The sequence below is a fragment of the Pseudomonas sp. AN-B15 genome (genome assembly GCF_019056475.1).
Classification (GTDB): Bacteria; Pseudomonadota; Gammaproteobacteria; order Pseudomonadales; family Pseudomonadaceae; genus Aquipseudomonas; species Aquipseudomonas parakoreensis.
The window spans coordinates 1,685,156-1,706,342 of the sequence record NZ_CP049737.1 but is presented as its reverse complement, the minus strand read 5'-3'; the positions used below and the strand labels follow the sequence as shown (position 1 = coordinate 1,706,342).

The 21,187-nt window shown below is 60.7% G+C and carries 20 protein-coding genes; 8 read left to right on the top strand and 12 right to left on the bottom strand.

The features are described from left to right. Nucleotides 1-58 precede the first annotated feature (58 nt). The 8 genes from GTQ41_RS07860 to GTQ41_RS07825 form a co-directional block, all read right to left on the bottom strand. Nucleotides 59-1,630 (bottom strand): flagellar hook-associated protein 3, encoded by a 1,572-nt coding sequence (locus GTQ41_RS07860; RefSeq protein WP_047292481.1) that lies wholly within the window; start codon nt 1,628-1,630, stop codon nt 59-61. Between the two features lie 13 nt (nt 1,631-1,643). Beyond that, nucleotides 1,644-3,689: a flagellar hook-associated protein FlgK gene (flgK, locus tag GTQ41_RS07855; protein WP_047292479.1), complete on the bottom strand. Its 2,046-nt coding sequence runs from the start codon at nt 3,687-3,689 to the stop codon at nt 1,644-1,646. A gap of 21 nt (nt 3,690-3,710) precedes the next feature. Beyond that, complete coding sequence (gene flgJ, locus GTQ41_RS07850) at nt 3,711-4,997, bottom strand: flagellar assembly peptidoglycan hydrolase FlgJ (protein ID WP_047292477.1); 1,287 nt, start codon at nt 4,995-4,997, stop codon at nt 3,711-3,713. Nucleotides 4,998-5,008: 11 nt separating this feature from the next. Beyond that, the gene (locus tag GTQ41_RS07845; RefSeq protein ID WP_161794916.1) at nt 5,009-6,097 is read right to left on the bottom strand and encodes a flagellar basal body P-ring protein FlgI; all 1,089 of its coding nucleotides are present in this window, start codon (nt 6,095-6,097) and stop codon (nt 5,009-5,011) included. 27 nt (nt 6,098-6,124) lie between these two features. Further along, the gene (gene flgH / locus GTQ41_RS07840; protein WP_007965503.1) at nt 6,125-6,820 is read right to left on the bottom strand and encodes a flagellar basal body L-ring protein FlgH; all 696 of its coding nucleotides are present in this window, start codon (nt 6,818-6,820) and stop codon (nt 6,125-6,127) included. A 51-nt stretch (nt 6,821-6,871) separates the two neighbouring features. Continuing rightward, entirely contained in the window at nt 6,872-7,657 is a 786-nt protein-coding gene (gene flgG, locus GTQ41_RS07835) for a flagellar basal-body rod protein FlgG (protein ID WP_003222804.1), read from the bottom strand. A 45-nt stretch (nt 7,658-7,702) separates the two neighbouring features. Beyond that, on the bottom strand, nt 7,703-8,443 hold the full coding sequence (locus tag GTQ41_RS07830) for a flagellar basal body rod protein FlgF (RefSeq protein ID WP_007965507.1): 741 nt from the start codon (nt 8,441-8,443) through the stop codon (nt 7,703-7,705). Between the two features lie 374 nt (nt 8,444-8,817). Beyond that, nucleotides 8,818-10,380 (bottom strand): sigma-54-dependent phenylalanine hydroxylase transcriptional regulator PhhR, encoded by a 1,563-nt coding sequence (locus GTQ41_RS07825; RefSeq protein ID WP_047292474.1) that lies wholly within the window; start codon nt 10,378-10,380, stop codon nt 8,818-8,820. Nucleotides 10,381-10,764: 384 nt separating this feature from the next. On the opposite strand from GTQ41_RS07825, the gene phhA reads away from it, so the two are divergent. The 6 genes from phhA (at nt 10,765) to GTQ41_RS07800 (ending at nt 15,183) form a co-directional block, all read left to right on the top strand. Then, complete coding sequence (gene phhA, locus GTQ41_RS07820) at nt 10,765-11,556, top strand: phenylalanine 4-monooxygenase (RefSeq protein WP_047292472.1); 792 nt, start codon at nt 10,765-10,767, stop codon at nt 11,554-11,556. 118 nt (nt 11,557-11,674) lie between these two features. After that, nucleotides 11,675-12,031, top strand: coding sequence for a 4a-hydroxytetrahydrobiopterin dehydratase (locus GTQ41_RS07815; protein WP_003222798.1), 357 nt, complete (start codon nt 11,675-11,677; stop codon nt 12,029-12,031). Beyond that, nucleotides 12,031-13,224 (top strand): amino acid aminotransferase, encoded by a 1,194-nt coding sequence (locus GTQ41_RS07810; protein ID WP_047292470.1) that lies wholly within the window; start codon nt 12,031-12,033, stop codon nt 13,222-13,224. The genes GTQ41_RS07815 and GTQ41_RS07810 overlap by 1 nt, the downstream gene beginning before the upstream one ends. A gap of 270 nt (nt 13,225-13,494) precedes the next feature. Further along, nucleotides 13,495-13,626 (top strand): hypothetical protein, encoded by a 132-nt coding sequence (locus GTQ41_RS28785; RefSeq protein ID WP_257012244.1) that lies wholly within the window; start codon nt 13,495-13,497, stop codon nt 13,624-13,626. A gap of 70 nt (nt 13,627-13,696) precedes the next feature. Next, nucleotides 13,697-13,879, top strand: a complete 183-nt coding sequence (locus GTQ41_RS07805; RefSeq protein WP_007965516.1) for a hypothetical protein — start codon at nt 13,697-13,699, stop codon at nt 13,877-13,879. A gap of 116 nt (nt 13,880-13,995) precedes the next feature. Next, a complete protein-coding gene (locus GTQ41_RS07800) occupies nt 13,996-15,183 on the top strand; it encodes an MFS transporter (RefSeq protein WP_183082875.1) in 1,188 nt (395 codons plus the stop codon). Here the strand turns inward: GTQ41_RS07800 and arfB are convergent. After that, nucleotides 15,180-15,593, bottom strand: a complete 414-nt coding sequence (gene arfB / locus GTQ41_RS07795) for an alternative ribosome rescue aminoacyl-tRNA hydrolase ArfB (protein WP_047292466.1) — start codon at nt 15,591-15,593, stop codon at nt 15,180-15,182. The two genes, GTQ41_RS07800 and arfB, sit on opposite strands and share 4 nt — an antisense overlap. 115 nt (nt 15,594-15,708) lie before the next feature. Continuing rightward, complete coding sequence (locus GTQ41_RS07790; RefSeq protein WP_047292463.1) at nt 15,709-17,127, bottom strand: amino acid permease; 1,419 nt, start codon at nt 17,125-17,127, stop codon at nt 15,709-15,711. A gap of 893 nt (nt 17,128-18,020) precedes the next feature. On the opposite strand from GTQ41_RS07790, the gene GTQ41_RS07785 reads away from it, so the two are divergent. Beyond that, nucleotides 18,021-18,158: a hypothetical protein gene (locus GTQ41_RS07785; protein ID WP_003222780.1), complete on the top strand. Its 138-nt coding sequence runs from the start codon at nt 18,021-18,023 to the stop codon at nt 18,156-18,158. A gap of 70 nt (nt 18,159-18,228) precedes the next feature. Continuing rightward, on the top strand, nt 18,229-19,194 hold the full coding sequence (locus GTQ41_RS07780; protein WP_041073062.1) for a hypothetical protein: 966 nt from the start codon (nt 18,229-18,231) through the stop codon (nt 19,192-19,194). Between the two features lie 366 nt (nt 19,195-19,560). Here GTQ41_RS07780 and rluB read toward each other — a convergent pair whose 3' ends face one another. Further along, the gene (gene rluB / locus GTQ41_RS07775; RefSeq protein ID WP_003222775.1) at nt 19,561-20,781 is read right to left on the bottom strand and encodes a 23S rRNA pseudouridine(2605) synthase RluB; all 1,221 of its coding nucleotides are present in this window, start codon (nt 20,779-20,781) and stop codon (nt 19,561-19,563) included. 142 nt (nt 20,782-20,923) lie between these two features. Continuing rightward, complete coding sequence (locus GTQ41_RS07770; protein ID WP_047292462.1) at nt 20,924-21,115, bottom strand: DUF1289 domain-containing protein; 192 nt, start codon at nt 21,113-21,115, stop codon at nt 20,924-20,926. Nucleotides 21,116-21,187: the final 72 nt, after the last annotated feature.

Sequence of the window (21,187 nt, the reverse complement as noted above, 5' to 3'; positions counted from 1 at the left end):
CGCAAAAAAACATTAACTGAGGGACGAGACAAACGGGCACCGAGGCGCCCGTCCAACGTCAGATCTTGTTGAACAGACCCAACTGACTGATCTTGCTGAACGCCAGTTGCGAGGCTTGCAGCATGGTCTGTTGCAACGTCAGGCGGGTCATCACCTCGGCCGGATCCGAATCACGGATCGAACCCTGAGTCGTGGTGTTGGCCTGGATCAGGCTCTGGTTGGTGGTGTCCTGGTCATCCAGCGACTGACCGCGCGCACCGATCGACGTCACGGCGGCGCCAATCTGGTTGGAGGCGCTGTCGATGTTGCTCAACGCCGACTCCATGGCCCCCTGGAATTGCTGTTTGACCACCGGATCACCGTCGACCGGCAGGTTCAGCGCCGTGACCATCTGGCCCAGGGTGTCGAGCACGTTCTGGGTCTGGTGGTTGTTGGACTGGATCGAGAACTGATCGCCCGCGCCCGGCGTACCGCCAATGGCGAAGGTCACACCGGCGGCCGTGGCGTTACCGCCGACCATGGTGCCCGACGACACCGGCTTGCTGTCGGCGGTAACAGGTGCCGCGTACAGATCGAAATCGGTGGCGCTGGTGAACTTCAGCACTGCCCCGCCGCCCGACGGGAAGGCTGCGCTGTAGGCTGCCTGGTTGGTGACGCTGGAGCCGGTGATGACGGCAGTCGACGGGTTGCCCGGGCTGCGCGCGGTGGTGAACGAGTCAGGCGTGGCCGACAGTTGGAAGCTGTGACCGGCGATTACCGCGTCCGGGTTGGTGTCACCGGCCTTGAGGTTGATGTTCAACTTCATGTCGACGCCACGGAAGCTGACCGTCTGGTTGGCACCATTGCTGTTGCTGATCAGGCCGTTCTGGCTGGCCTCGGACGTCACGTCGTTGCCCAGGGCATCGGTGATTTTCAACTGCGTGCTGCTGATGAAATCCACGGTGTATGGCTGGCCCGCCGTGAACTTGGCGTTGTAGGTCGCCGCGGTGCCAACCGTACCGTTGGACAGCACCACACGACCGTCATCCACCGCCGGAGCGGTCATGTTGGTCTGCGTACGGCTGGTGTTGATGGTCTGCTGGAACGCATCCCAACCGGTGGTGTTGGTCGCGACCGACATGCCGTCGCCAATGCCCAGGTTGATCTGGGTCTGGTCACCGTTGTAGGTGTAGGTGCCGTCGACGTTTTGCGAGTACGGCGCGGTATCGGTCTTGGAACCGGAGAACAGATAGTTGCCGTTGGCATCCTTGGAGTTCATCAGGCCCAGCACTTGTTGCTGGATCTGGCTCAGTTCTGCCGCATAGGCCTTGCGGTTATCGTCGGTGGCGATACCGTTGTTGGCCGCCAGGCCGATTTCCTTGGCGCGCTGCAAAGCTGTAGTGATGGAGTTCAGAGTGGACTCCTGCACGGTCAGCGCACTCTTGGTGGTGTCGATGTTGCCCTGATACTGGTCGAGCATCGCACTTTGCTGACCCAGCTTGAGCAGACGACCGGCGCCGATCGGATCGTCGGCAGCGGTGTTGATGCGCTGCAGGCTGCTCGCTTCGTTGGCGGTCGCGACCGTCTTGCTGTAGTTGCGCTGATATTGAGCAGCTTGCGTCGCGTAATACTGGGCGGTGGAAATGCGCATGAATTACGACTCCTTAAAGACTGTTGATCAGCGTGGCGAAAGTTTCCTGCGCAGCTTTGATGATCTGCGAAGACGCTGTGTAGTACTGCTGATACTTGACCAGGTTACCGGTCTCTTCATCGAGGTTGACCTGAGACAGCGAATCACGCGCGCCCTTGGCCTGATCGAGGATCACCGAGGTGGCGTCGTTGTCGGACTTGCTCTGCGCAGCCTTGGTACCGACGTTGGTCACCAGTTTGTTGTAGGCGTCGGTCAGGCTGATGCCCTTGCTGCCGCTGCCGGTGTCCACGGTCTGTTTGGTCTGCAAGCCAACCAGTGCCTGGGCGTTGCGGTTGTCCGAAGAGGCCGCGCCGGTCAGGTTGATGGTGAAGGTTTCGCCGGATTTTGGCGTCGCCCCCACGGTGGTCTGCACAGTGAAAGTCTTCTGCACGTTCGGCGTGACCGTGGTGTCCATCACCGGAGCACCGGTGGAGTCGACCATGCCGACCTTGAGGTTCAAGGTGTTGGCCTGCCCCGGCACGATGGTGCCCGAACCGATGGTGTTGCCCTTGGCGTCGACCATGTTGTACGACTGGCTGCCACTGGCGACCGCACCGAACACCAGCTTGACCGGCGTTGAATATTTGAGCGCATTTTGCAACTCGGTCTGCGACGCCGGGTTGTAGATGTCGACCGTGTCGGTCAGCGTCGGCTGGGTGTAGGTACCGGAATTGTTGGCACTGGCCACGCCGGTCAACGGCGCTGCCGCCGCGACTTTCTTCGGATCGGTCAATACGGTCTGAATCGAGCTCGCCGCGTTACGGGTCGGGGTCACCTTGAACGTGTCGCCCGCGCTCAGGGCGCCGCCGTTGAGGGCCAGGGTGAAACCGTCAATCACAGGTGGCGGCGTGGTCGTGGTGCTGAACGAGCCCATGTCAGTGCCATCGGAGCGCTTGACCGAATAATTGGTGGCGCTGGTGAAGGTCACCTGATAATCGCTGGTGGTCAGCTTGCCGGTGTCCTTGATGGTGACATCGAGGTTGCCCGAGCCGGCGCTATTGCCCGCCTGCGCAATGCTGCGCTGGCTGATCAGCGCGGCACTGTTGATGTTGTTGAAAATCGCTGCACCGAAGTCACCGTTCTTGTCGATGCCCTGGGCTTGCTGGCTGTTGACCTGATCGGCCACCACCAGCGCGACACGACCCAGCTCGTTGAGCGATGGATCGAGCACTTCTTTGCGATAGGTCAGCAGACCACCGATTTCGCCACCGCTCATGGCCGAGGTGATGTCGATGACGCTTGAACCACGGTCCATTTGAATGGCCATGCGCGTCGGATCGTCCTTGCTCGGCACGGTGCTCAGGGTGTTGGTGGTGTTGCCGATCACCAGCGGTTGGCCGGTACCGATGTACACATCAAAACTGGTACCCCGTTCAACGACCTGCGCACCGGTCAGCTCGGAGAGCTGGCGCACGGCTTCGTTACGGCTGTCGAGCAAATCGTTCGGCTGACCGCCGCTGGTGGAAATCTCGCCGATCTTCTGGTTGAGATTGGCAATCGAGGTGGCCAGTTTGTTCACTTGCGACGTCATGTCCGCAAGGTTGCCGTTGATCGTGGTGTTCTGATCGTTCAGCTGTTTGGCCAGGGCATTGAAACGGCTGGTCAGCGCCTGCGCACCGGTCAGCACCGACTGACGGGAGGTGTCGTCCGTGGCCGAGGTCGCCACGCCCTGCATCGAGGTGAAGAATTTCTGCAGCACACCGGTCAGGCCGGTGTTGGTGTCGGACATCGAGGCATCCAGCGCAGTGGCCTGGGCACCGTACGCAGCCGCTTCGCTATTGAGCGAGGTGGCGGTATGCAGCTGGTTTTCGAGGTAAGAGTTGTAGACCCGGCGCACATCGGCCAGGGTCGTCCCCGTCCCGATGAAGACGTTGCCGAACTGCTGCGAGGACTTGGTGCTCTGCACGGTTTGCTGGCGTGAATACCCGGCGGTGTCGACGTTGGCAATGTTGTTACCTGTGGTCGCGAGAGAGGAAGAACTCGCGGACAACCCCGACATCCCGATATTGAGCAAACTCATGATTCAAACCTTACCGTGTGTTTATAGAGGCGTCGTTGAAACGCCGGCCGCAGCGTAGTTTTCGAAACTGTTCATCTGCTTGGCTATCTGCGAAATCTTCGTCGCGTAGTTCGGGTCGGTCGCGTAACCGGCCTTTTGCAACTCGCGTACAAACTGTTCTGGGTTATCGGCCGACTTCACCACATCTTGATAGCGATTGTTGGTCTGCAGCAAAGTCACCAGATCGTGGAAACTGTCCTTGTACGAGGCATAGGAACGGAACTGCGCCGTCTCCTTGACCATCTGCCCGTTGCGGAACTCGCTGGTGATCGCCCGGGCCGAATCGCCAGTCCAGTTGCTGCTGGCCTTGATGCCGAACAGGTTGTGGCTGCTGCTGCCATCCTGGGCACGCATGACCGATTTGCCCCAGCCGGTTTCCAGTGCGGCCTGCGCCACCAGATAACGCGGATCGACGCCAATACGCGCGGCGGCTTCTTTGGCCATCGGCAGCATGGTATTGACGAATTCATCGGCGGAGCTGAAGGCGCGCTTGGCCGGCGCCAGCGGAATCTGCGCCATCGCTCGGCCGTAAATCTGCATCTGCCCGCCGGACGCCTTGGCGTCTTCGGCACGGGTCAGCCAGTCGCCGTTGTACAGCGGACCGGCGCCGGTAGTGGCCGTCGTTGCGGCACGTTGCGGCAAGGCATTGGCGGCGGTCGGCGTAGCGGAAGGCACCAGACCGGCGAGCAAACGATCGGCCAGTTTCGGCGGCAAGGCCAGACGACGCTTGTTGATCATGGCCATGTCATTGCTGTGCGAGGCTTCGGTCGTGGCGACACGCCCGGAACGCGACGCCCACAACGGACGCTCGCCATTGAGCCGCGATAACGGCCCCTGGGTGGCGGTCGTGCCGGCGGCAATCGGCGTCTGCACCGCAGCCGCTTTCGCCGCCTCTTGCTTGGCGGCGGACGCGGCCGCCGCCTCGCCTGGCGCCAGCGGTTTGTTCCTCGACATCTGCTTCATCAGCACGTCGGCCAGACCGATACCCCCGCCCTCACGGGACAGCGAGACCGCCAGTTGCTGGTCGTACATTTCCTGATATTGCTTGGCCGCCGGGGTGTTCATCGGGTTGTCTTTACCCAACGCCTCGGTGGCCGAACGCATCGACTTGAGCATTTCGCCAAGGAACAGCGATTCGAATTCCTGCGCCACCTTGCGCATGTTCGCATCGCTGTTCTTGTCGCCGACCTTGAGCTGGTTCAGGCGATTGAGGTCGGAGTAAGAACCCGAATCGCCAGTGCCCACCAGACTGCCTTTGCGCATATCCATGGTCGCCGTCCTCAGATCACGATCAGGTCGGCTTGCAACGCGCCGGCCTGCTTCAGAGCTTCGAGAATGGCCATCAGGTCACCCGGTGCCGCGCCCACCTGGTTCACTGCCCGCACGATCTCGTCGAGGGTGGTGCCCGGGCCGAACTTGAACATCGGCTTGGCTTCCTGCTGGGCGTTGACCCGCGAGCGTGGCACCACGGCCGTCTGCCCATTGGACAACGGGCCCGGCTGACTGACGATCGGGTCTTCGGTGATGGTCACGGTCAGGCTGCCGTGGGTCACGGCGGCCGGCGAAACTTTCACGTTCTGACCGATGACGATGGTGCCGGTGCGCGAGTTGATGATGACTTTCGCCACCGCCTGACCCGGGTCGACTTCAAGGTTTTCCAGGATCGACAGATAGTCGACACGCTGGCTCGGGTCGAGCGGCGCGGTCACACGAATCGAGCCACCGTCGATGGCTTGCGCCACGCCAGGGCCGAGCATGTCGTTGATCTTGTCGACGATGCGCTTGGCAGTGGTGAAGTCGGAGCGGTTGAGGTTCAGCGTCAGGCTGTTGCCCTGGTTGAAACCGCTCGGCACCGAACGTTCTACCGAAGCACCGCCCGGAATACGACCGGCCGACGGAACGTTGACGGTGATCTTCGAACCGTCACGCCCTTCGGCATCGAAACCGCCGACCACCAGGTTGCCCTGAGCAATGGCGTAGACGTTGCCGTCGATACCTTTGAGCGGGGTCAGCAACAGGGTACCGCCGCGCAGGCTCTTGGAGTTACCGATCGAAGACACGGTGATGTCGACCTGCTGACCCGGTTTGGCGAACGCCGGCAGATCGGCACTCACCGACACCGCCGCGACGTTTTTCAACTGCACGTTACCCGACCCTGGCGGCACCTTGATGCCGAACTGCGAGAGCATGTTGTTGAAGGTCTGCAGGGTGAACGGGGTCTGCGTCGTCTGGTCGCCAGTGCCGTTAAGCCCGACCACCAGGCCGTAACCGATCAACTGGTTGGAACGCACGCCGGAAATGCTGGCGATATCTTTCAGCCGCTCGGCGTGGGCACCAAAGGCTGCGGACAACAGGGCCGCAGCCAGCATGAGGCTCTTGAAATTCAAAGTCGCCACCTAGAAAGGGAACAGCGGGCTGAGGAAGAAACGGTCGAACCAGCCTGGCTGACTCGCATCGGCAAACGAACCGGTGCCCGAGTAGGTGATGCGCGCATCGGCGACACGGGTCGACGACACGGTGTTGTCGGTGGCGATGTCATCGGCACGCACGAGACCTGCGATCCGCACCAGCTCGTCGCCGGTGTTGAGGGTCATCCACTTCTCGCCGCGCACGGCGATGATGCCGTTGGGCAGCACATCGGCCACGGTCACGGTGATCGAGCCGGTCAGGGTGTTGCCCTGCGCGGCCTTGCTGTCGCCCTTGGTCGCGCGGTCGCCGCTGTAGCCGACGTCGAGGCTCAGGTCATTGCCACCCAACGGGTTGTTGGTGGTGCCACTGCCGCCGAACAGCGAGGTCAGGCCGATGCCGGTCTTGCTGTTCTTGGCCACCTGAGAGTTGGCGTTCTTGCTCGCCTGAGTCTTCTCGTTCAGGGTGATGGTGATGATGTCACCAACGCGGAACGCCTTGCGGTCGCTGTACAGGTTTTGCTCGAAGCCGGCCTGATAGATCGAGCCGTTGTTGGCCGCCGCCGGCAGTGGCGTGCGCGGCAACACCGGAGCGTAGTAAGGGTCATTGGGCTTGGGCGTCGGTGCGACGCAGCCCGCGAGCGAGACGACCCCACCCAATGCCAGAACAGATACGAAGCGTTTCATGACCCTACCTCACGGTGTTGCTGGCGGCCTCAGGCCGCCCCATAGACTTGATTACAGATTCTGCGTTACGAACGAGAGCATCTGATCGGCGGTGGAGATCACCTTGGAGTTCATCTCGTAGGCGCGCTGAGTGGTGATCATGTTGACCATCTCTTCAACCGTGCTGACGTTGGAACCTTCCAGGGTGTTCTGCAGGGTGGTACCGAAACCGTTCAGGCCCGGGGTGCCGATTTGCGGCGCGCCGGAAGCAGCGGTTTCCAGGAACAGGTTGTTGCCCACCGCCTGCAGACCGGCCGGGTTGATGAAGTCGGCGGTTTGCAGGTTGCCGATCACCTGAGCGGCCGGGTTGCCTGGCACCGTGATCGACACGGTGCCGTCGGTGCCGACAGTGAAGCTCTGGGCGTTGTTCGGGATGACGATGGCCGGCTCCAGGGCGAAACCGCTGGCGTTGACGATCTGGCCGTTGGAGTCGAGGTGGAAAGTACCGTCACGGGTGTAGGACGTGGTGCCGTCCGGCTGCAGGATCTGGAAGAAACCGCGACCGTCGATGGCCATGTCCAGCGGCTGCTCGGTGGTTTGCAGGCTGCCGGCGGTGAAGTTTTTCTGGGTGCCGACGATGCGCACACCGGTACCCAGTTGCAGACCCGATGGCAGTTCGCTGTCCTGGGTCGACTGGGCGCCTGGCTGACGCTTGATCTGATACAGCAGGTCCTGGAACTCGGCACGGTCACGCTTGAAACCCGTGGTCGAGACGTTCGCCAGGTTGTTGGAAATGGTGGTCAGGTTGGTGTCCTGGGCGGACAGACCGGTTTTGGCAACCCATAGAGCCGGAAGCATTCGATTCTCCTCGTGCGCCTGTTTTACGGCGCGACGTTCTGATAATTAGCTGATCTGCAAGACCCGAGCCATGGCCTGGTCGTCGTCTTTGGCGGTGTTCATCATCTTGACGTGCAACTCGAACTGCTTGGCCAGGGCCAGCACCGAGGTCATTTCTTCCACGGCATTGACGTTGCTCGACTCAAGGAAACCCGACACCAGTTTGACGTTGGCGTCGGCCGGCGCCGGCTGGCCGTCCTTGGTGTAGATCGAGCCGTCGAGGCCTTTGTTGAGGTTCTTGATGTCCGGGTTGACCAGTTTGATCCGGTCGACTTCCGCCATGACGCGCGGGCCTTCGCCCATCGCACGAATACTGATGGTGCCGTCTTCACCGACTTCGACCTGCTGCTCCGGCGGCACGGCGATCGGACCGCCGTTGCCGAGTACCGGCATGCCGTTGCCAGCGCGCAGTACGCCGAGGGCGTCGATGTTGAGGCTGCCGGTGCGCACGTAGCTTTCGCCGCCGTTGGGGTTCTGCACGGCGATAAAACCGTTGCCGGTCACGGCGACGTCGAGGTCGCGGCCGGTCTGCACCAGCGAACCGGCGGTGAAATCAGTGGCGGGCCGTTCGCTCATGGCAAACGCACGCGCCGGAAAGCTGTCACCGAACACCGGCATCGAACGCGCCTGCTCCAGGTCGCGCTGAAAACCATTGGTGGAGATGTTCGCCAGGTTGTTGGCATGGGCCTTTTGCGCCAGTGCGTTCTGACTGGCGCCGGTCATTGCCACATAAAGGTACTTGTCCACACTCTTTCCTCTGCATGCCGGACGTTTGCCGCCCACCGCTGTACTGCTGAGCCATAAGCAATTTGCAGACCAACTTTTTTCTGGCGGCTTGCAGCCCGGTAAACAAAGGACTTGAGGGGGTTTGCGGGGAAATTTGAAATGTATCGAAGTCGAAAAACCGGCGGTGTTATGCCGCTTGGCGGCAATCCCGATTTTTGCAGATGGAAAAAGAACCTGTGGTGAGGGGATTTATCCCCGATGGGCTGCGCAGCAGCCCCAATCCATCCATTGATGGTGTATCGGATGGACCGCATTTGCCGGGTTTGGGGCGGCTTCGCCACCCATCGGGGATAAATCCCCTCACCACAAAAGCTCTTTTCACCACAGTGTTACTGTTAACTCTCGGGGTCTTTACCAACTTCATACTCGCGCAGCTTATTGGCAATGGTGGTGTGCGAAACCCCCAACCGCTTACCCAGTTGCCGACTGCTCGGGTGCTCGGAATACAAGCGCTCCAGCACCGCTTTTTCAAAACGCCCGACGATTTCGTCCAGCCCACCCTCCAGCGAGAAATCGCCAAGCGGCTGACGCACGCCGTAGTCCGGCAAGCGAATATGCTCGGCCTTGACCGTGCCGCCGTCACACAGCGAAACCGCCTGAAACAGCACGTTCTCCAGCTGCCGCACGTTGCCCGGCCAGTGATAGTGACTGAGGCGCTCCATCGCCGCCGGCGCCAGTTTCGGCAGCGAGCAACCGATCTGCCGACTGGCCTGATCGAGGAAGTGCTCGACCAGCGGGGTCAAACCGTCGAGGCATTCGCGCAGCGGCGGGATGTGCAGCGACAGCACATTCAAGCGGTGATACAGATCCTGACGAAACTCGCCGCGCGCGCACAGCTCGGACAAGTCGACCTGAGTGGCGCAGATCACCCGCACATCCAGATACACCTCTTCATCGCTGCCGACCCGGCGGAAGCAGCCGTCCTGCAGAAAGCGCAGCAACTTCACCTGCAAGCGCGGGCTCATTTCGCCGACGCCATCAAGAAACAGCGTACCGCCCGCCGTCAGTTCCAGCAGACCGAGTTTGCCTTCGGCGCGCGCGCCTTCGAACGCGCCGGGGCCGTAGCCGAACAGTTCGGTCTCGGCCATCGACTCCGGCAGCCCCGCGCAGTTGAGTGCCATCAATGGCGACTGCCCACGCGGACTGGCGAGGTGACAGGCCCGCGCCAGCAATTCTTTGCCGGTGCCGGTTTCGCCTTCGATCAATAGCGGCGCATCCAGTGGCGCCATGCGCCGGGCCTCCCGCACCACCGCCGCCATCACCTTCGAACTCTGGAAGATACTGTCGAAGCCACGCAGCTCCTGTTTGCGCACGTTATAGATGCGCTCGCCGACGCGGTCGGCGCGGTGCAGGGTCAGCACCGCACCGGCCATGGCTTCGCTGTCGTCGTGCTCCGATTGCAGCGGCGCGATGTCGGCGAGAAAGATGTCGCCCTTGACCTTGACGCGCATGCCGTTGATTCGCGACTTGTTGGCGCGCACCAGTTCCGGCAGGTCGAAATCCTCGGCGTAGCGCGACAGCGGAATCCCCGGCACCTCGTCCACGCGCACCCCGAGCAACTGCGCGGCCGCGCGGTTGGCGGCAACGATCGAGCCGCCCATGTCGATCGACAGCACCGGAAATTCCAGCGCGCCAAGCAACGCGTTCAACTCCATGTGCCGACGCTCACTGGGCATCAACCCGACGCGCTTGACCCCAAATACCCCGGCAATCGCTTCGAACTTCGGCCGCAGCGCCTGGAACTGAATGTTGATCAGGTTCGGGCAGTGCAGGTAGATCGCATTGCCGTGCTCGCCGCCGACCTCACCGCGCGCCACGTTGATCCCGTACTCCACCAACAGGTTGAGGATGTCGCGCAGGATGCCGATGCGGTTCTGACAGTGGACTTTGATACGCATATGAATGACTCGACAAACCAGCAATAAGGTTGAACACAGACCTGTGGGAGCGAGCCTGCTCGCGAAGGCGGCTGCACACTCAGCATAGATGTGTCAGACAGACCGCATTCGCGAGCAGGCTCGCTCCCACAGGGGGTAACGCCTGACTTTTCTGTCGAGGCGCGCAGATAGTTGTCAAGATTATGTGACAGCCACACGCCTTTTCAAACCTGCAAATCAGCGCAAACGCGAGATACCCGCCAAAGCGTAACGATTTATTTACAAAATACGGTGATTGTTCCTACAACGACCGCGTTCAACCTGCTGCATCCCGCCCCACTCTCGGGTAATCCTGACCCCATCGCTGGACATAACAAGAACGAATTCCCCTAGCAGGAGAGCAGTATGAAGCAGACGCAATACGTGGCCCGCGAGCCCGATGCGCAAGGTTTTATCGACTACCCCGCCGAAGAACATGCGGTGTGGAACACGCTGATCACTCGCCAGCTGAAAGTGATCGAGGGTCGGGCGTGCCAGGAATACCTGGACGGTATCGAAAAACTCGGCCTGCCCCATGACCGCATTCCGCAACTGGGCGAGATCAACAAGGTGCTCGGTGAGACCACCGGTTGGCAGGTTGCCCGCGTCCCTGCACTGATCCCCTTCCAGACCTTCTTCGAATTGCTCGCCAGCAAACAGTTTCCGGTGGCCACGTTCATTCGTACCCGCGAAGAACTGGACTACCTGCAAGAGCCGGACATTTTCCACGAGATTTTCGGCCACTGCCCGCTGCTGACCAACCCGTGGTTCGCCGAATTCACTCACACCTACGGCAAGCTCGGCCTGCAGGCCACCAAGGAAGAGCGCGTGTACCTGGCGCGCCTGTACTGGATGACCATCGAGTTCGGTCTGGTCGACACCCCGCAAGGCCAACGCATCTATGGCGGCGGCATCCTGTCCTCGCCGAAGGAAACCGTTTATTCGCTGTCGGACGAGCCCGAACATCAGGCCTTCGATCCGCTGGAAGCCATGCGCACGCCGTATCGCATCGACATCCTGCAGCCGCTTTATTTTGTCCTGCCCAACCTCAAGCGTCTGTTCGACCTGGCCCACGAAGACATCATGGGCATGGTCAAGCAAGGCATGCAGTTGGGGTTGCACGCACCGAAGTTTCCGCCAAAACCGAAAGCCGCGTGATCCGCGACTTTTGCTGACAATTGAGTCTGTCAGTCGCCGCCACTTTGGTTTAGCGTGACGGCATTGACGGGCCGATAGTTTCTATAAAAAAAACACACTCGATTTCAGGAATCACACCATGTCCACTTTGAACCAAGCCCACTGCGAAGCCTGCCGTGCCGATGCGCCACAAGTCAGCGACGAAGAACTGCCGATCCTGATCAAGCAGATCCCTGACTGGAACATCGAAGTGCGCGACAGCATCATGCAACTGGAGAAAGTCTTCCTGTTCAAGAACTTCAAGCACGCACTGGCCTTCACCAACGCCGTCGGCGAGATCTCCGAGGCCGAAGGTCACCACCCGGGTCTGCTGACCGAGTGGGGCAAAGTCACCGTGACCTGGTGGAGCCACTCGATCAAGGGCCTGCACCGCAACGACTTCATCATGGCCGCGCGCACTGATGAAGTGGCCAAGACCGCAGAAGGACGCAAGTAATGCACTTTGACGCCATCGGCCGGGTACCCGGCGACCCGATCCTCGGTTTGATGGAGGCCTATGCGCAGGACAGTAACCCGCGCAAGTTCGACCTCGGCGTTGGCGTCTACAAGGATGCCCAGGGCCTGACGCCGATCCCCGAAGCGGTGAAAATCGCCGAAGCGCGACTGGTCGAACGCCAGGACACCAAGACCTACATCGGCGGGCACGGCAACCCATTGTTCGGCAAGGTCATCAATGAGCTGGTGCTTGGCGCCGACTCGAAGCTCATCGCCGAACAGCGCGCTGGCGCCACCCAGACCCCGGGCGGCACTGGCGCCCTGCGTCTGGCCGCCGATTTCATCGCCCAGTGCCTGCCGGGCAAGGGCGTGTGGCTGAGCAACCCGACCTGGCCGATCCACGAGACGATTTTCGCCGCCGCCGGAGTCAAGGTCAGTCACTACCCGTACGTGGGCAGCGACAACCGCCTCGACGTCGATGCGATGCTCGCCGTGCTTAACGAAGTGCCGCAAGGCGACGTGGTGCTGCTGCATGCCTGCTGCCACAACCCGACCGGTTTCGACCTGAACCATGACGACTGGCAACGTGTGCTCGACGTCGTGCGCCGCCGTGACCTGCTGCCGCTGATCGACTTTGCCTACCAGGGCTTTGGCGATGGGTTGGAGCAGGACGCATGGTCGACCCGACTGTTCGCCGCCGAAGTGCCCGAGTTGCTGATCACCAGCTCCTGCTCAAAAAATTTCGGCTTGTACCGCGACCGCACCGGGGCGCTGATTGTTTGCGCGAAAACCGCCGACAAGCTGATCGACCTCCGCAGCCAACTGGCCCACATCGCCCGCAATCTGTGGTCAACGCCACCGGATCACGGTGCGGCCGTGGTCGCGACCATCCTCGCCGATCCGGAGCTGAAAGCACGCTGGGCCGACGAAGTGGAAGCCATGCGCCTACGCATCGCGCAGTTGCGCAGCGGTCTGGTCGAAGCACTGGAACCGCACGGTCTGCGCGAGCGCTTTGCGCACATTGGCGTGCAACGCGGCATGTTCTCCTACACCGGGCTGTCGCCGGAGCAGGTCAAACAACTGCGTGAGCAGCACAGCGTGTACATGGTCAGCTCGGGACGGGCGAACGTTGCCGGCATAGATGCCACGCGCCTGGCACTACTGGCCGACGCCATCGCTGACGTCTGCAAATAACGCTGCCACCGCAATTGATCGCTCCCGATCTACACGGCAATACCCTGTAGGAGCTGCCGAAGGCTGCGATCTTTTGATCTTTGTTTTTAAAATCAAAAGATCGCAGCCTGCGGCAGCTCCTACATTGGTTCGCGGCGCTCCCCTGCGGCCATCTGTCGCATTAATTTGAATTAAAAGTCTGATTGTCATTTTTCCTGCTGTATCCTGCGCAGGCTTTCAAGAAGCGCGGATCTACCAGATCTATCAACAGACTTAGCGAGGAGCGCAACCATGCACGAGATTCCTAATCTCCCCTTCCCAAGCCTGCACGTACCTGAGCAGACGACCACGCAACAAGCCGGTGCCCAACAGCCCGAGCCGAAAGAAGCCGCTGAACGCCGCCAGGCTGACAACGAAGAGTAAAACCCCGCCGTACAGACCGTGTGGAAAGCGCTAAGATGCGCTTTCCACACTGCCTGAAACCGAGCCCGCCATGACCGACGAATTCTCCGAAAGCCAAGCCGCCGTCCTGATCGGCGCTACCGAGAAAATGATCGAGATCTGGCAGCGCCTTTCTCCGGAAAAACAGGCTGCCTTGCTCGCCCGTTTCGGCAGCGAAGAAAACGCCCTCGCCGCCCTCGTCACCACGCAACTGGTCGCCCCGGCCAAACCCTGATACCCCCTATCCGGCAAATAGTTTTACTTTTCCCCGCCCCAGATGCGTTCGCGCCGGTATCATAAGCAGCCTATCTAATCCTGCTTTGCCGTGGATCGTTCCCCATGTCGTCCTCTATGCCACAACCCCAGCGCCCCCTGGCGGTCACGCTGCAAGTCGTTTCCATCGTCCTCTTCACTTTCATCGGCTACCTGAACATCGGCATTCCGCTCGCGGTGTTGCCCGGGTACGTCCACAGTGATCTGGGCTTTGGCGCGGTGATCGCCGGGCTGGTGATCAGCGTGCAATACCTCGCCACCCTGCTCAGCCGTCCGTACGCCGGCAAGATCATCGACAACCAGGGCAGCAAACGCGCGGTGATGATTGGTCTGGCCGGTTGCGGCTTGAGTGGCGTGTTCATGCTGATTTCGGCGTGGACACCGAACCTGCCGATGCTCAGCCTGATCAGCCTGTTGATCGGCCGTCTGGTGCTGGGCAGCGCGGAAAGCCTGGTCGGCTCCGGTTCAATCGGCTGGGGCATCGGCCGCGTTGGCGCGGCGAATACCGCCAAAGTCATCTCGTGGAACGGCATCGCCAGTTACGGCGCGCTGGCGGTGGGTGCGCCGTTCGGCGTGTGGCTGGTCGGCCAGTTGGGGCTGTGGAGCATGGGCGTCAGCATCATTCTGCTGGCGGCGCTGGGCTTGCTGCTGGCGTGGCCGAAAACCGCAGCGCCGATTGTCGCCGGCGAGCGTCTGCCGTTCATGCATGTGCTCGGTCGCGTGTTCCCGCACGGCTGCGGTCTGGCACTGGGCTCGATCGGTTTCGGCACCATCGCCACCTTCATCACCCTGTATTACGCCACTCGGCACTGGGATAACGCGGTGTTGTGCCTGAGCCTGTTCGGCGCCAGCTTCATCGGCGCGCGTCTGCTGTTCGGCAACCTGATCAACCGCCTCGGCGGCTTTCGCGTGGCGATCGCCTGCCTGTCGGTGGAAACCCTCGGCCTGTTACTGCTGTGGCTAGCGCCAGACGCACATTGGGCACTGGCCGGGGCGGCGCTGAGCGGTTTCGGCTTCTCGCTGGTGTTCCCGGCGCTGGGCGTGGAAGCGGTGAACCTGGTGCCGGCCTCCAGCCGAGGCGCGGCCGTTGGCGCTTATTCGCTGTTCATCGACTTGTCTTTGGGGATTACCGGGCCGTTGGCCGGGGCCATTGCGTCGGGTTTCGGTTTCGCTTCGATCTTCCTGTTCGCCGCCCTCGCTGCGCTGAGCGGCCTGGCGTTGAGCGTGTACCTTTACAAGCACACGGCGAAGTACCTCGAAGATTAGAAATCCACCTTGCCCCGCCCGGCCTTGATGCTGCCACGCTTGGTCTTGGATTCGAGCCGGCGCTTCTTCGAGCCGAGGGTCGGTTTGGTCGGGCGGCGTTTCTTTTCGACCTTGGTGGCGCTGAGAATCAGCTCGACCAGACGCTGCCGCACATCGGCGCGGTTGGCTTCCTGCGTGCGGTATTGCTGAGCCTTGATAATCAGCACGCCATCGCTGGTGATGCGGCTGTCACGCAGTGCCAGCAGCCGCTCCTTGTAGAACTCGGGCAAGGACGAGGCCGGAATGTCGAAGCGCAGGTGCACAGCGCTGGAGACCTTGTTGACATTCTGCCCACCGGCGCCTTGCGCGCGAATGGCCGTCAGTTCGATCTCGGCATCCGGCAGATGCACGTTGTTGGAAATCACCAGCATGGAAAAGCGTCCGTATTCAGAAGCAGCAGGATACGCCATCAACCCTGTAGGAGCTGCCGAAGGGGCAATAAAAAACCCGGCGCATTGGCCGGGTTTGTCGTTTTTGCCTCAGCGCTTACTTGGAAGCACTGGCCGCGTGCAGCGCCTGCTGCGCACCGCGTTTGTTCTTGATCACGTAGCAGACCCACATGAACACGACCCACACCGGAATCGCGTACACCGATATCTGGATGCCCGGGATCAGCAACATCACGCCGAGGATGAACGCGACGAACGCCAGGCAGACGTAGTTACCGTACGGGTACCACAGCGCCTTGAACAGCGGCGTCTGCTGTGTCTTGTTCATGTGCTGACGGAACTTGAAGTGCGAGAAGCTGATCATCGCCCAGTTGATCACCAGGGTGGCCACCACCAGCGACATCAACAGTTCCAGCGCCTGTTGCGGCATCAGGTAGTTAAGCAACACCGCCACCAGCGTGACCGCCGCGGACGCGAGGATCGAACGCACCGGCACGCCGCGTTTGTCGATTTTCGCCAGACCTTTCGGCGCATCACCCTGCTCGGCCATACCCAGCAGCATGCGGCTGTTGCAGTAAGTACCGCTGTTGTACACCGACAGCGCCGCGGTCAGTACCACAAAGTTGAGGATGTGCGCGGCGGTGTTGCTGCCGAGCATCGAGAACACCTGTACGAACGGGCTGCCGCTGTACGAATCGCCGGACGCATTGAGCGTTTCCAGCAGACTGTCCCACGGGGTCAGCGACAGCAGGATCACCAGCGCGCCGATGTAGAAAATCAGGATCCGGTAGATCACCTGGTTGATCGCTTTCGGGATCACGGTTTTCGGCTTGTCGGCCTCGGCTGCAGTGAAACCGAGCATTTCCAGACCGCCGAAGGAGAACATGATGATCGCCATCGCCATCACCAGACCGCTGACGCCGTTGGGGAAGAACCCGCCGTGCGACCACAGGTTGCTGACCGAGGCCTGCGGACCGCCATGGCCGCTGACCAGCAGGTAGCTGCCCAGCGCGATCATGCCGACGATCGCCACGACCTTGATGATCGCGAACCAGAATTCAGCTTCACCGAAGACTTTGACGTTGGCCAGGTTGATCGCGTTGATCAGCACGAAGAATGCAGCGGCGGTGACCCAGGTCGGGATGTCCGGCGCCCAGTAGTGGATGTACTTGCCGACCGCTGTCAGCTCCGACATGCCCACCAGAATGTACAGAATCCAGCAGTTCCAGCCCGACAGGAAACCGGCAAAACCGCCCCAGTACTTGTGTGCGAAATGGCTGAAGGAACCGGCCACCGGCTCTTCGACGATCATCTCGCCGAGCTGGCGCATGATCATGAAGGCGATGAAGCCGCAGATGGCGTAGCCGAGGATCATCGACGGGCCGGCGGATTTCAGGACCCCGGCCGAGCCAAGGAACAATCCGGTACCGATCGCGCCACCGAGGGCGATCAGTTGAATATGGCGATTTTTCAGGCCGCGTTTCAGCTCGCCTGATTGCGAGTTTTGTCCACTCATGAAAAAGGTCCCACGCAAGGTTTGATGATGTTCAGTAGACGTTGCTGCAAGGTTGCGATTTCAGACAACCCTGATCAAACCCCAGCGCAAGCACCAGGAATTCAGCGTTTTTACAACGGTCATGCGTCACCTGTTTGTTTTTATCTGTGACGAAATCGAACCCGACACGCTTGTGACGTGGCGGAGTGAACAAGGCGGATAGCCTTGAGGTTTGCGCGATTACGCAGAGGGTCACAGTTAAAACGCGGCGCATTGTACACCGCTAACCCCCTGCTGCCAGACCCCGCTGGATCAGCGTGGCGCCTGCCGGGATTGCATGGGGCCGCCTCGAGACACTCGGGCGACTGCAAAAATTGAGTCAGGCCTTTGCAGGCCATCGACGGGGACGAGCGAAAAACCGCCCCACGGAGAGAAGTGAAGATCAATCTCGGCGTTCATTGCGCCTCCTTCTTGTTATGCACCTGCACGACAGGCATGAGGCGCATCTCACCCTGCAAACGAGGCTGAAACAAGCACGCCAGAGCCCTGCGCAAGGCCTTTGCAGGCGGGCGTCGGCAGGTTTTCCTTACAGCGTCGGCAACGGGGTGAATCCACTGGACTTCATCGGCGTTTTCGTAAATTTTTCTTTACAAGGCGTAACGCAGATTTTCCATTTCGGAAAATTCTGTAGGACGTCTGCAAATTGACGGTAGCAAGCTTGCTAATGAAAGTGGCGGCTTAGTTTTTTGTTTTCAAATAAGAAAATCGCCGCTTAAAAACAGAATAAAAAGTTTATTTAAATTTTAAATAAATAATTTTTTGCATTACAAAACACCCTGAACTAGGTTCTTCACGTCTTGCCGGCCACCTCGACCGGCCAGTCATAACCGTGAATGTCATCTAGGAGATCGACCATGCAAGCACTGGAAAAAGACCTGGACACCGAACTGCAACTGGACGAATGGTTTGAAGCGCCAACCCATGAGGCCGCCGTGGAAATGATGCAAGCCGACGCGGTGGTTCCGTTCGGCACGGCGATGTGGCCTCTGTAAGACATCCCCGGGCAGGCACGATCCGGCCGGTCGTGCCTGCCGCTTTCTCACGGTCAGTCAGGGAGGACTCATGGATAAGCCCCGCGCGATCTCGCATTTCCTTTACTACCTCGAACATCACCCTGCCCTTGCCGGTCTCGACTCGGCGAAGGTACTGCTCGGCCACACCGCCGATTACGAAGCCCTGACCGGCGCCATCGCCGAACAGGCCGGCGATCATCCCCGCTTCACCTTCAGCGCCAGACGCCTGGACCTGGAAAGCACCGCAACGCTGACCGCGGCGATTGCCGACAGCGATCTGTACATTTTCTTCTACGACTCTTCCACGCTGCCCAATCCGCGCCCCGACGGCCCGGAGTTCGTGCGCGCCCTGCAAGGCGTGATGGCGGAAAACTGGAAGAAGTCGCTGTTGTTCAAGGATTACGGCGACTATTTTTACGACACCTTCAGCGTGACGCCGCAGCGTATCGCCGGGCTCAACAGTCACTTGATCCAGCGCATGTCCCAAGCGACCACGCTGAGTTTCAAGGACGACCACGGCTCATGGTTTGAAACGCCGCTGAGCAGCATCAAGAAGTGGACCGACATCAACGGCGTCGGCAACTTCGACCTGGCCCCCGGCGAGATCGCCACCCACAGCGAAGCCATCAACGGCCATGTGAAATTCAAGGGCACGTTCCTCAGCACTATCCCGTTTGCGCGCAAGTACGGCGTGCTGGAGTCGCCACTGGAGTTGTGGATCGAAAACTCGACCATCAGCCGCATCGCCACTGATGTGCCGGGGCTGGAGCATGATTTCAACAAGTACCTGGATGCCAATCCGTCAAACCGGCGCATTGAGGAATTGGGGATTGGTACCAACGAAGGCGTGAAGGATCTGTATGCGCGCAACGCCGGTTTCGAGGAGCGCCATTGCGGCCTGCACCTGGGCCTCGGCGGCGGGGCCAAGGGCAGTCATCATCTGGACCTGATTTTCTCCGGCGGGGTGTTGGCGCTGGATGACAAGCCGGTGTTTGACGGACGCTTCGTCTTTTAAGCAGAAATTTCTGTTTTGAAACCACTGCTCCCTGTAGGAGCTGTCGAGTAAAACGAGGCTGCGATCTTTTGATCTTGCTTTTGAAGAGCAAAAGATCGCAGCGTGCCGCAGCTCCTACAGGAACAGCGCGCAACCCAGCCAATAATCCAGACGGATGCATTGTGTTTCAGGCGACTGACGCCTTCGCGAGCAGGCTCGCTCCTACAGGGGATTTGTGTTTGTCGCATCTCCAATGTGGGAGCGAGCCTGCTCGCGAAGAGGCCGAATCAGTCGCTGCATAACTTCTGCCAGACAAAAAAAACGCCAACCCTGCGGTTGGCGTTTTTGTTTTAGCTCGAAGCTTGCCGCTCAAAGCTCACAGCTGCCTTATTCCGGCTTCTTGCGACCGAAGCCTGGACGCTGACCGGAACCGGCCGGTGCGCCACGGCGCTTGCCTGATGGCTTGTCGCCGTCGACCAGTTTGATCCCCGGACGCTTCGGTGCAGGCTTGGCCGGACGCTTGTTGGTGGTGTCCGCAGGACGATCCGCCACTGGCGTACCACGACCGGCCGGCGCACGACCTTCGCCACGCTCGGTGCGACCGTTGGCCGGACGCGGTGCGCGCTCGCCGTCACGGGCCACTGGCTTGCGACCCGGACGCTCGCCTTCGATCTGCGGCTCACGGCTCGGACGCGGACCGGTCGGCGCACCAGCGGCGGGACGCAGAGTTCGCACGCGCTCGGTCTTGGCCATCGGCCGCGACGATTTACGCTGCATACGCTCCAGCTTGTCCTTGCTCTTGGCGTTGAGTTGCGGCATCGCCACCGGCGTCAGGCCGACTTCGGCGCTGAGCACGTCGACTTCGTACTGGCTCATTTCGCGCCAGCGGCCCATCGGCAGGTCGGAGTTGAGGAATACCGGACCGAAACGCACGCGCTTCAGACGGCTGACCACCAGCCCTTGGGATTCCCACAGGCGACGAACCTCACGGTTACGGCCTTCCATCACCACGCAGTGATACCAGTGGTTGAAGCCTTCGCCGCCCGGCGCCTGTTGAATGTCGGTGAAACGCGCCGGGCCGTCTTCCAGCACCACGCCGGCCTTCAGGCGCTCGATCATCTCGTCGTCGACTTCACCGCGGACACGCACGGCGTACTCACGGTCCATCTCGTAGGACGGGTGCATCAGACGGTTGGCCAACTCACCGTCGGTGGTGAACATCAGCAGACCGGTGGTGTTGATGTCGAGACGACCGATGTTGATCCAGCGGCCTTCTTTCGGGCGCGGCAGCTTGTCGAACACGGTCGGACGGCCTTCCGGGTCGTCACGGGTGCAGATTTCGCCATCGGGCTTGTTGTACATGATCACGCGGCGCACCGACTCGGCCGCCTCTTCGCGCTTGATCACCTTGCCATCAATGGTGATGGCATCGTGCATGTCGACGCGCAGGCCGAGGGTGGCGTCTTTGCCATTGACCTTGATCCGGCCCTGGCTGATCCAGGCTTCGACGTCACGGCGTGAGCCGACGCCGATACGGGCGAGGACTTTCTGCAGTTTTTCGCCTGCCGGGCCGATTTCCTGGTCGTCTTTCTGATTGATGTCACTCATCTGGGCACCTCCCGGTGTGGTCTGTTCAGGCGGCGCCTGAAGCATTGAAATCTGGTTTTCGGGCGAAGGGATCGCCGAAGGGTCGCGAATCATACGCGGATGTGCGCCATCGCGCATCAGAGACTAGCTGATCGATCGACAGTTATTTCTTTTTCCGCCGACCGGCGCCACCGAGTTTGATCAGGCGCAGCGCGGCTTCCGCCAGCACTGTGCGCTTGTCGTCCTTGTCGAGTTTCTTCCAGGCGCGGATTTCGCGCTTGCTGCGGCCACAGCCGAGGCAGATGTCATCGCTGAACTTGCAGAGGCTGATGCACGGGTCTTTGGTCGAGCTCATGGGGTCTCCCTTGAAGATCAAAAGATCGCAGCCTGCGGCAGCTCCTACATTGGAATACGGTCCCTGTAGGAG

Bases quoted from the DNA above. Each gene is read 5' to 3' on its own strand.
- phhA (WP_047292472.1), top strand. From the start codon at position 10,765: ATGAAGCAGACGCAATACGTGGCCCGCGAGCCCGATGCGCAAGGTTTT.
- flgG (WP_003222804.1), bottom strand. From the start codon at position 7,657: ATGCTTCCGGCTCTATGGGTTGCCAAAACCGGTCTGTCCGCCCAGGAC.
- GTQ41_RS07770 (WP_047292462.1), bottom strand. From the start codon at position 21,115: ATGAGCTCGACCAAAGACCCGTGCATCAGCCTCTGCAAGTTCAGCGAT.
- GTQ41_RS07815 (WP_003222798.1), top strand. From the start codon at position 11,675: ATGTCCACTTTGAACCAAGCCCACTGCGAAGCCTGCCGTGCCGATGCG.
- GTQ41_RS07845 (WP_161794916.1), bottom strand. From the start codon at position 6,097: ATGCTGGCTGCGGCCCTGTTGTCCGCAGCCTTTGGTGCCCACGCCGAG.
- GTQ41_RS07780 (WP_041073062.1), top strand. From the start codon at position 18,229: ATGGATAAGCCCCGCGCGATCTCGCATTTCCTTTACTACCTCGAACAT.
- arfB (WP_047292466.1), bottom strand. From the start codon at position 15,593: ATGCTGGTGATTTCCAACAACGTGCATCTGCCGGATGCCGAGATCGAA.
- GTQ41_RS07810 (WP_047292470.1), top strand. From the start codon at position 12,031: ATGCACTTTGACGCCATCGGCCGGGTACCCGGCGACCCGATCCTCGGT.
- flgJ (WP_047292477.1), bottom strand. From the start codon at position 4,997: ATGGATATGCGCAAAGGCAGTCTGGTGGGCACTGGCGATTCGGGTTCT.
- GTQ41_RS07790 (WP_047292463.1), bottom strand. From the start codon at position 17,127: ATGAGTGGACAAAACTCGCAATCAGGCGAGCTGAAACGCGGCCTGAAA.
- GTQ41_RS07785 (WP_003222780.1), top strand. From the start codon at position 18,021: ATGCAAGCACTGGAAAAAGACCTGGACACCGAACTGCAACTGGACGAA.
- GTQ41_RS07800 (WP_183082875.1), top strand. From the start codon at position 13,996: ATGCCACAACCCCAGCGCCCCCTGGCGGTCACGCTGCAAGTCGTTTCC.
- flgK (WP_047292479.1), bottom strand. From the start codon at position 3,689: ATGAGTTTGCTCAATATCGGGATGTCGGGGTTGTCCGCGAGTTCTTCC.
- rluB (WP_003222775.1), bottom strand. From the start codon at position 20,781: ATGAGTGACATCAATCAGAAAGACGACCAGGAAATCGGCCCGGCAGGC.
- GTQ41_RS28785 (WP_257012244.1), top strand. From the start codon at position 13,495: ATGCACGAGATTCCTAATCTCCCCTTCCCAAGCCTGCACGTACCTGAG.
- GTQ41_RS07825 (WP_047292474.1), bottom strand. From the start codon at position 10,380: ATGCGTATCAAAGTCCACTGTCAGAACCGCATCGGCATCCTGCGCGAC.
- GTQ41_RS07860 (WP_047292481.1), bottom strand. From the start codon at position 1,630: ATGCGCATTTCCACCGCCCAGTATTACGCGACGCAAGCTGCTCAATAT.
- GTQ41_RS07805 (WP_007965516.1), top strand. From the start codon at position 13,697: ATGACCGACGAATTCTCCGAAAGCCAAGCCGCCGTCCTGATCGGCGCT.
- flgH (WP_007965503.1), bottom strand. From the start codon at position 6,820: ATGAAACGCTTCGTATCTGTTCTGGCATTGGGTGGGGTCGTCTCGCTC.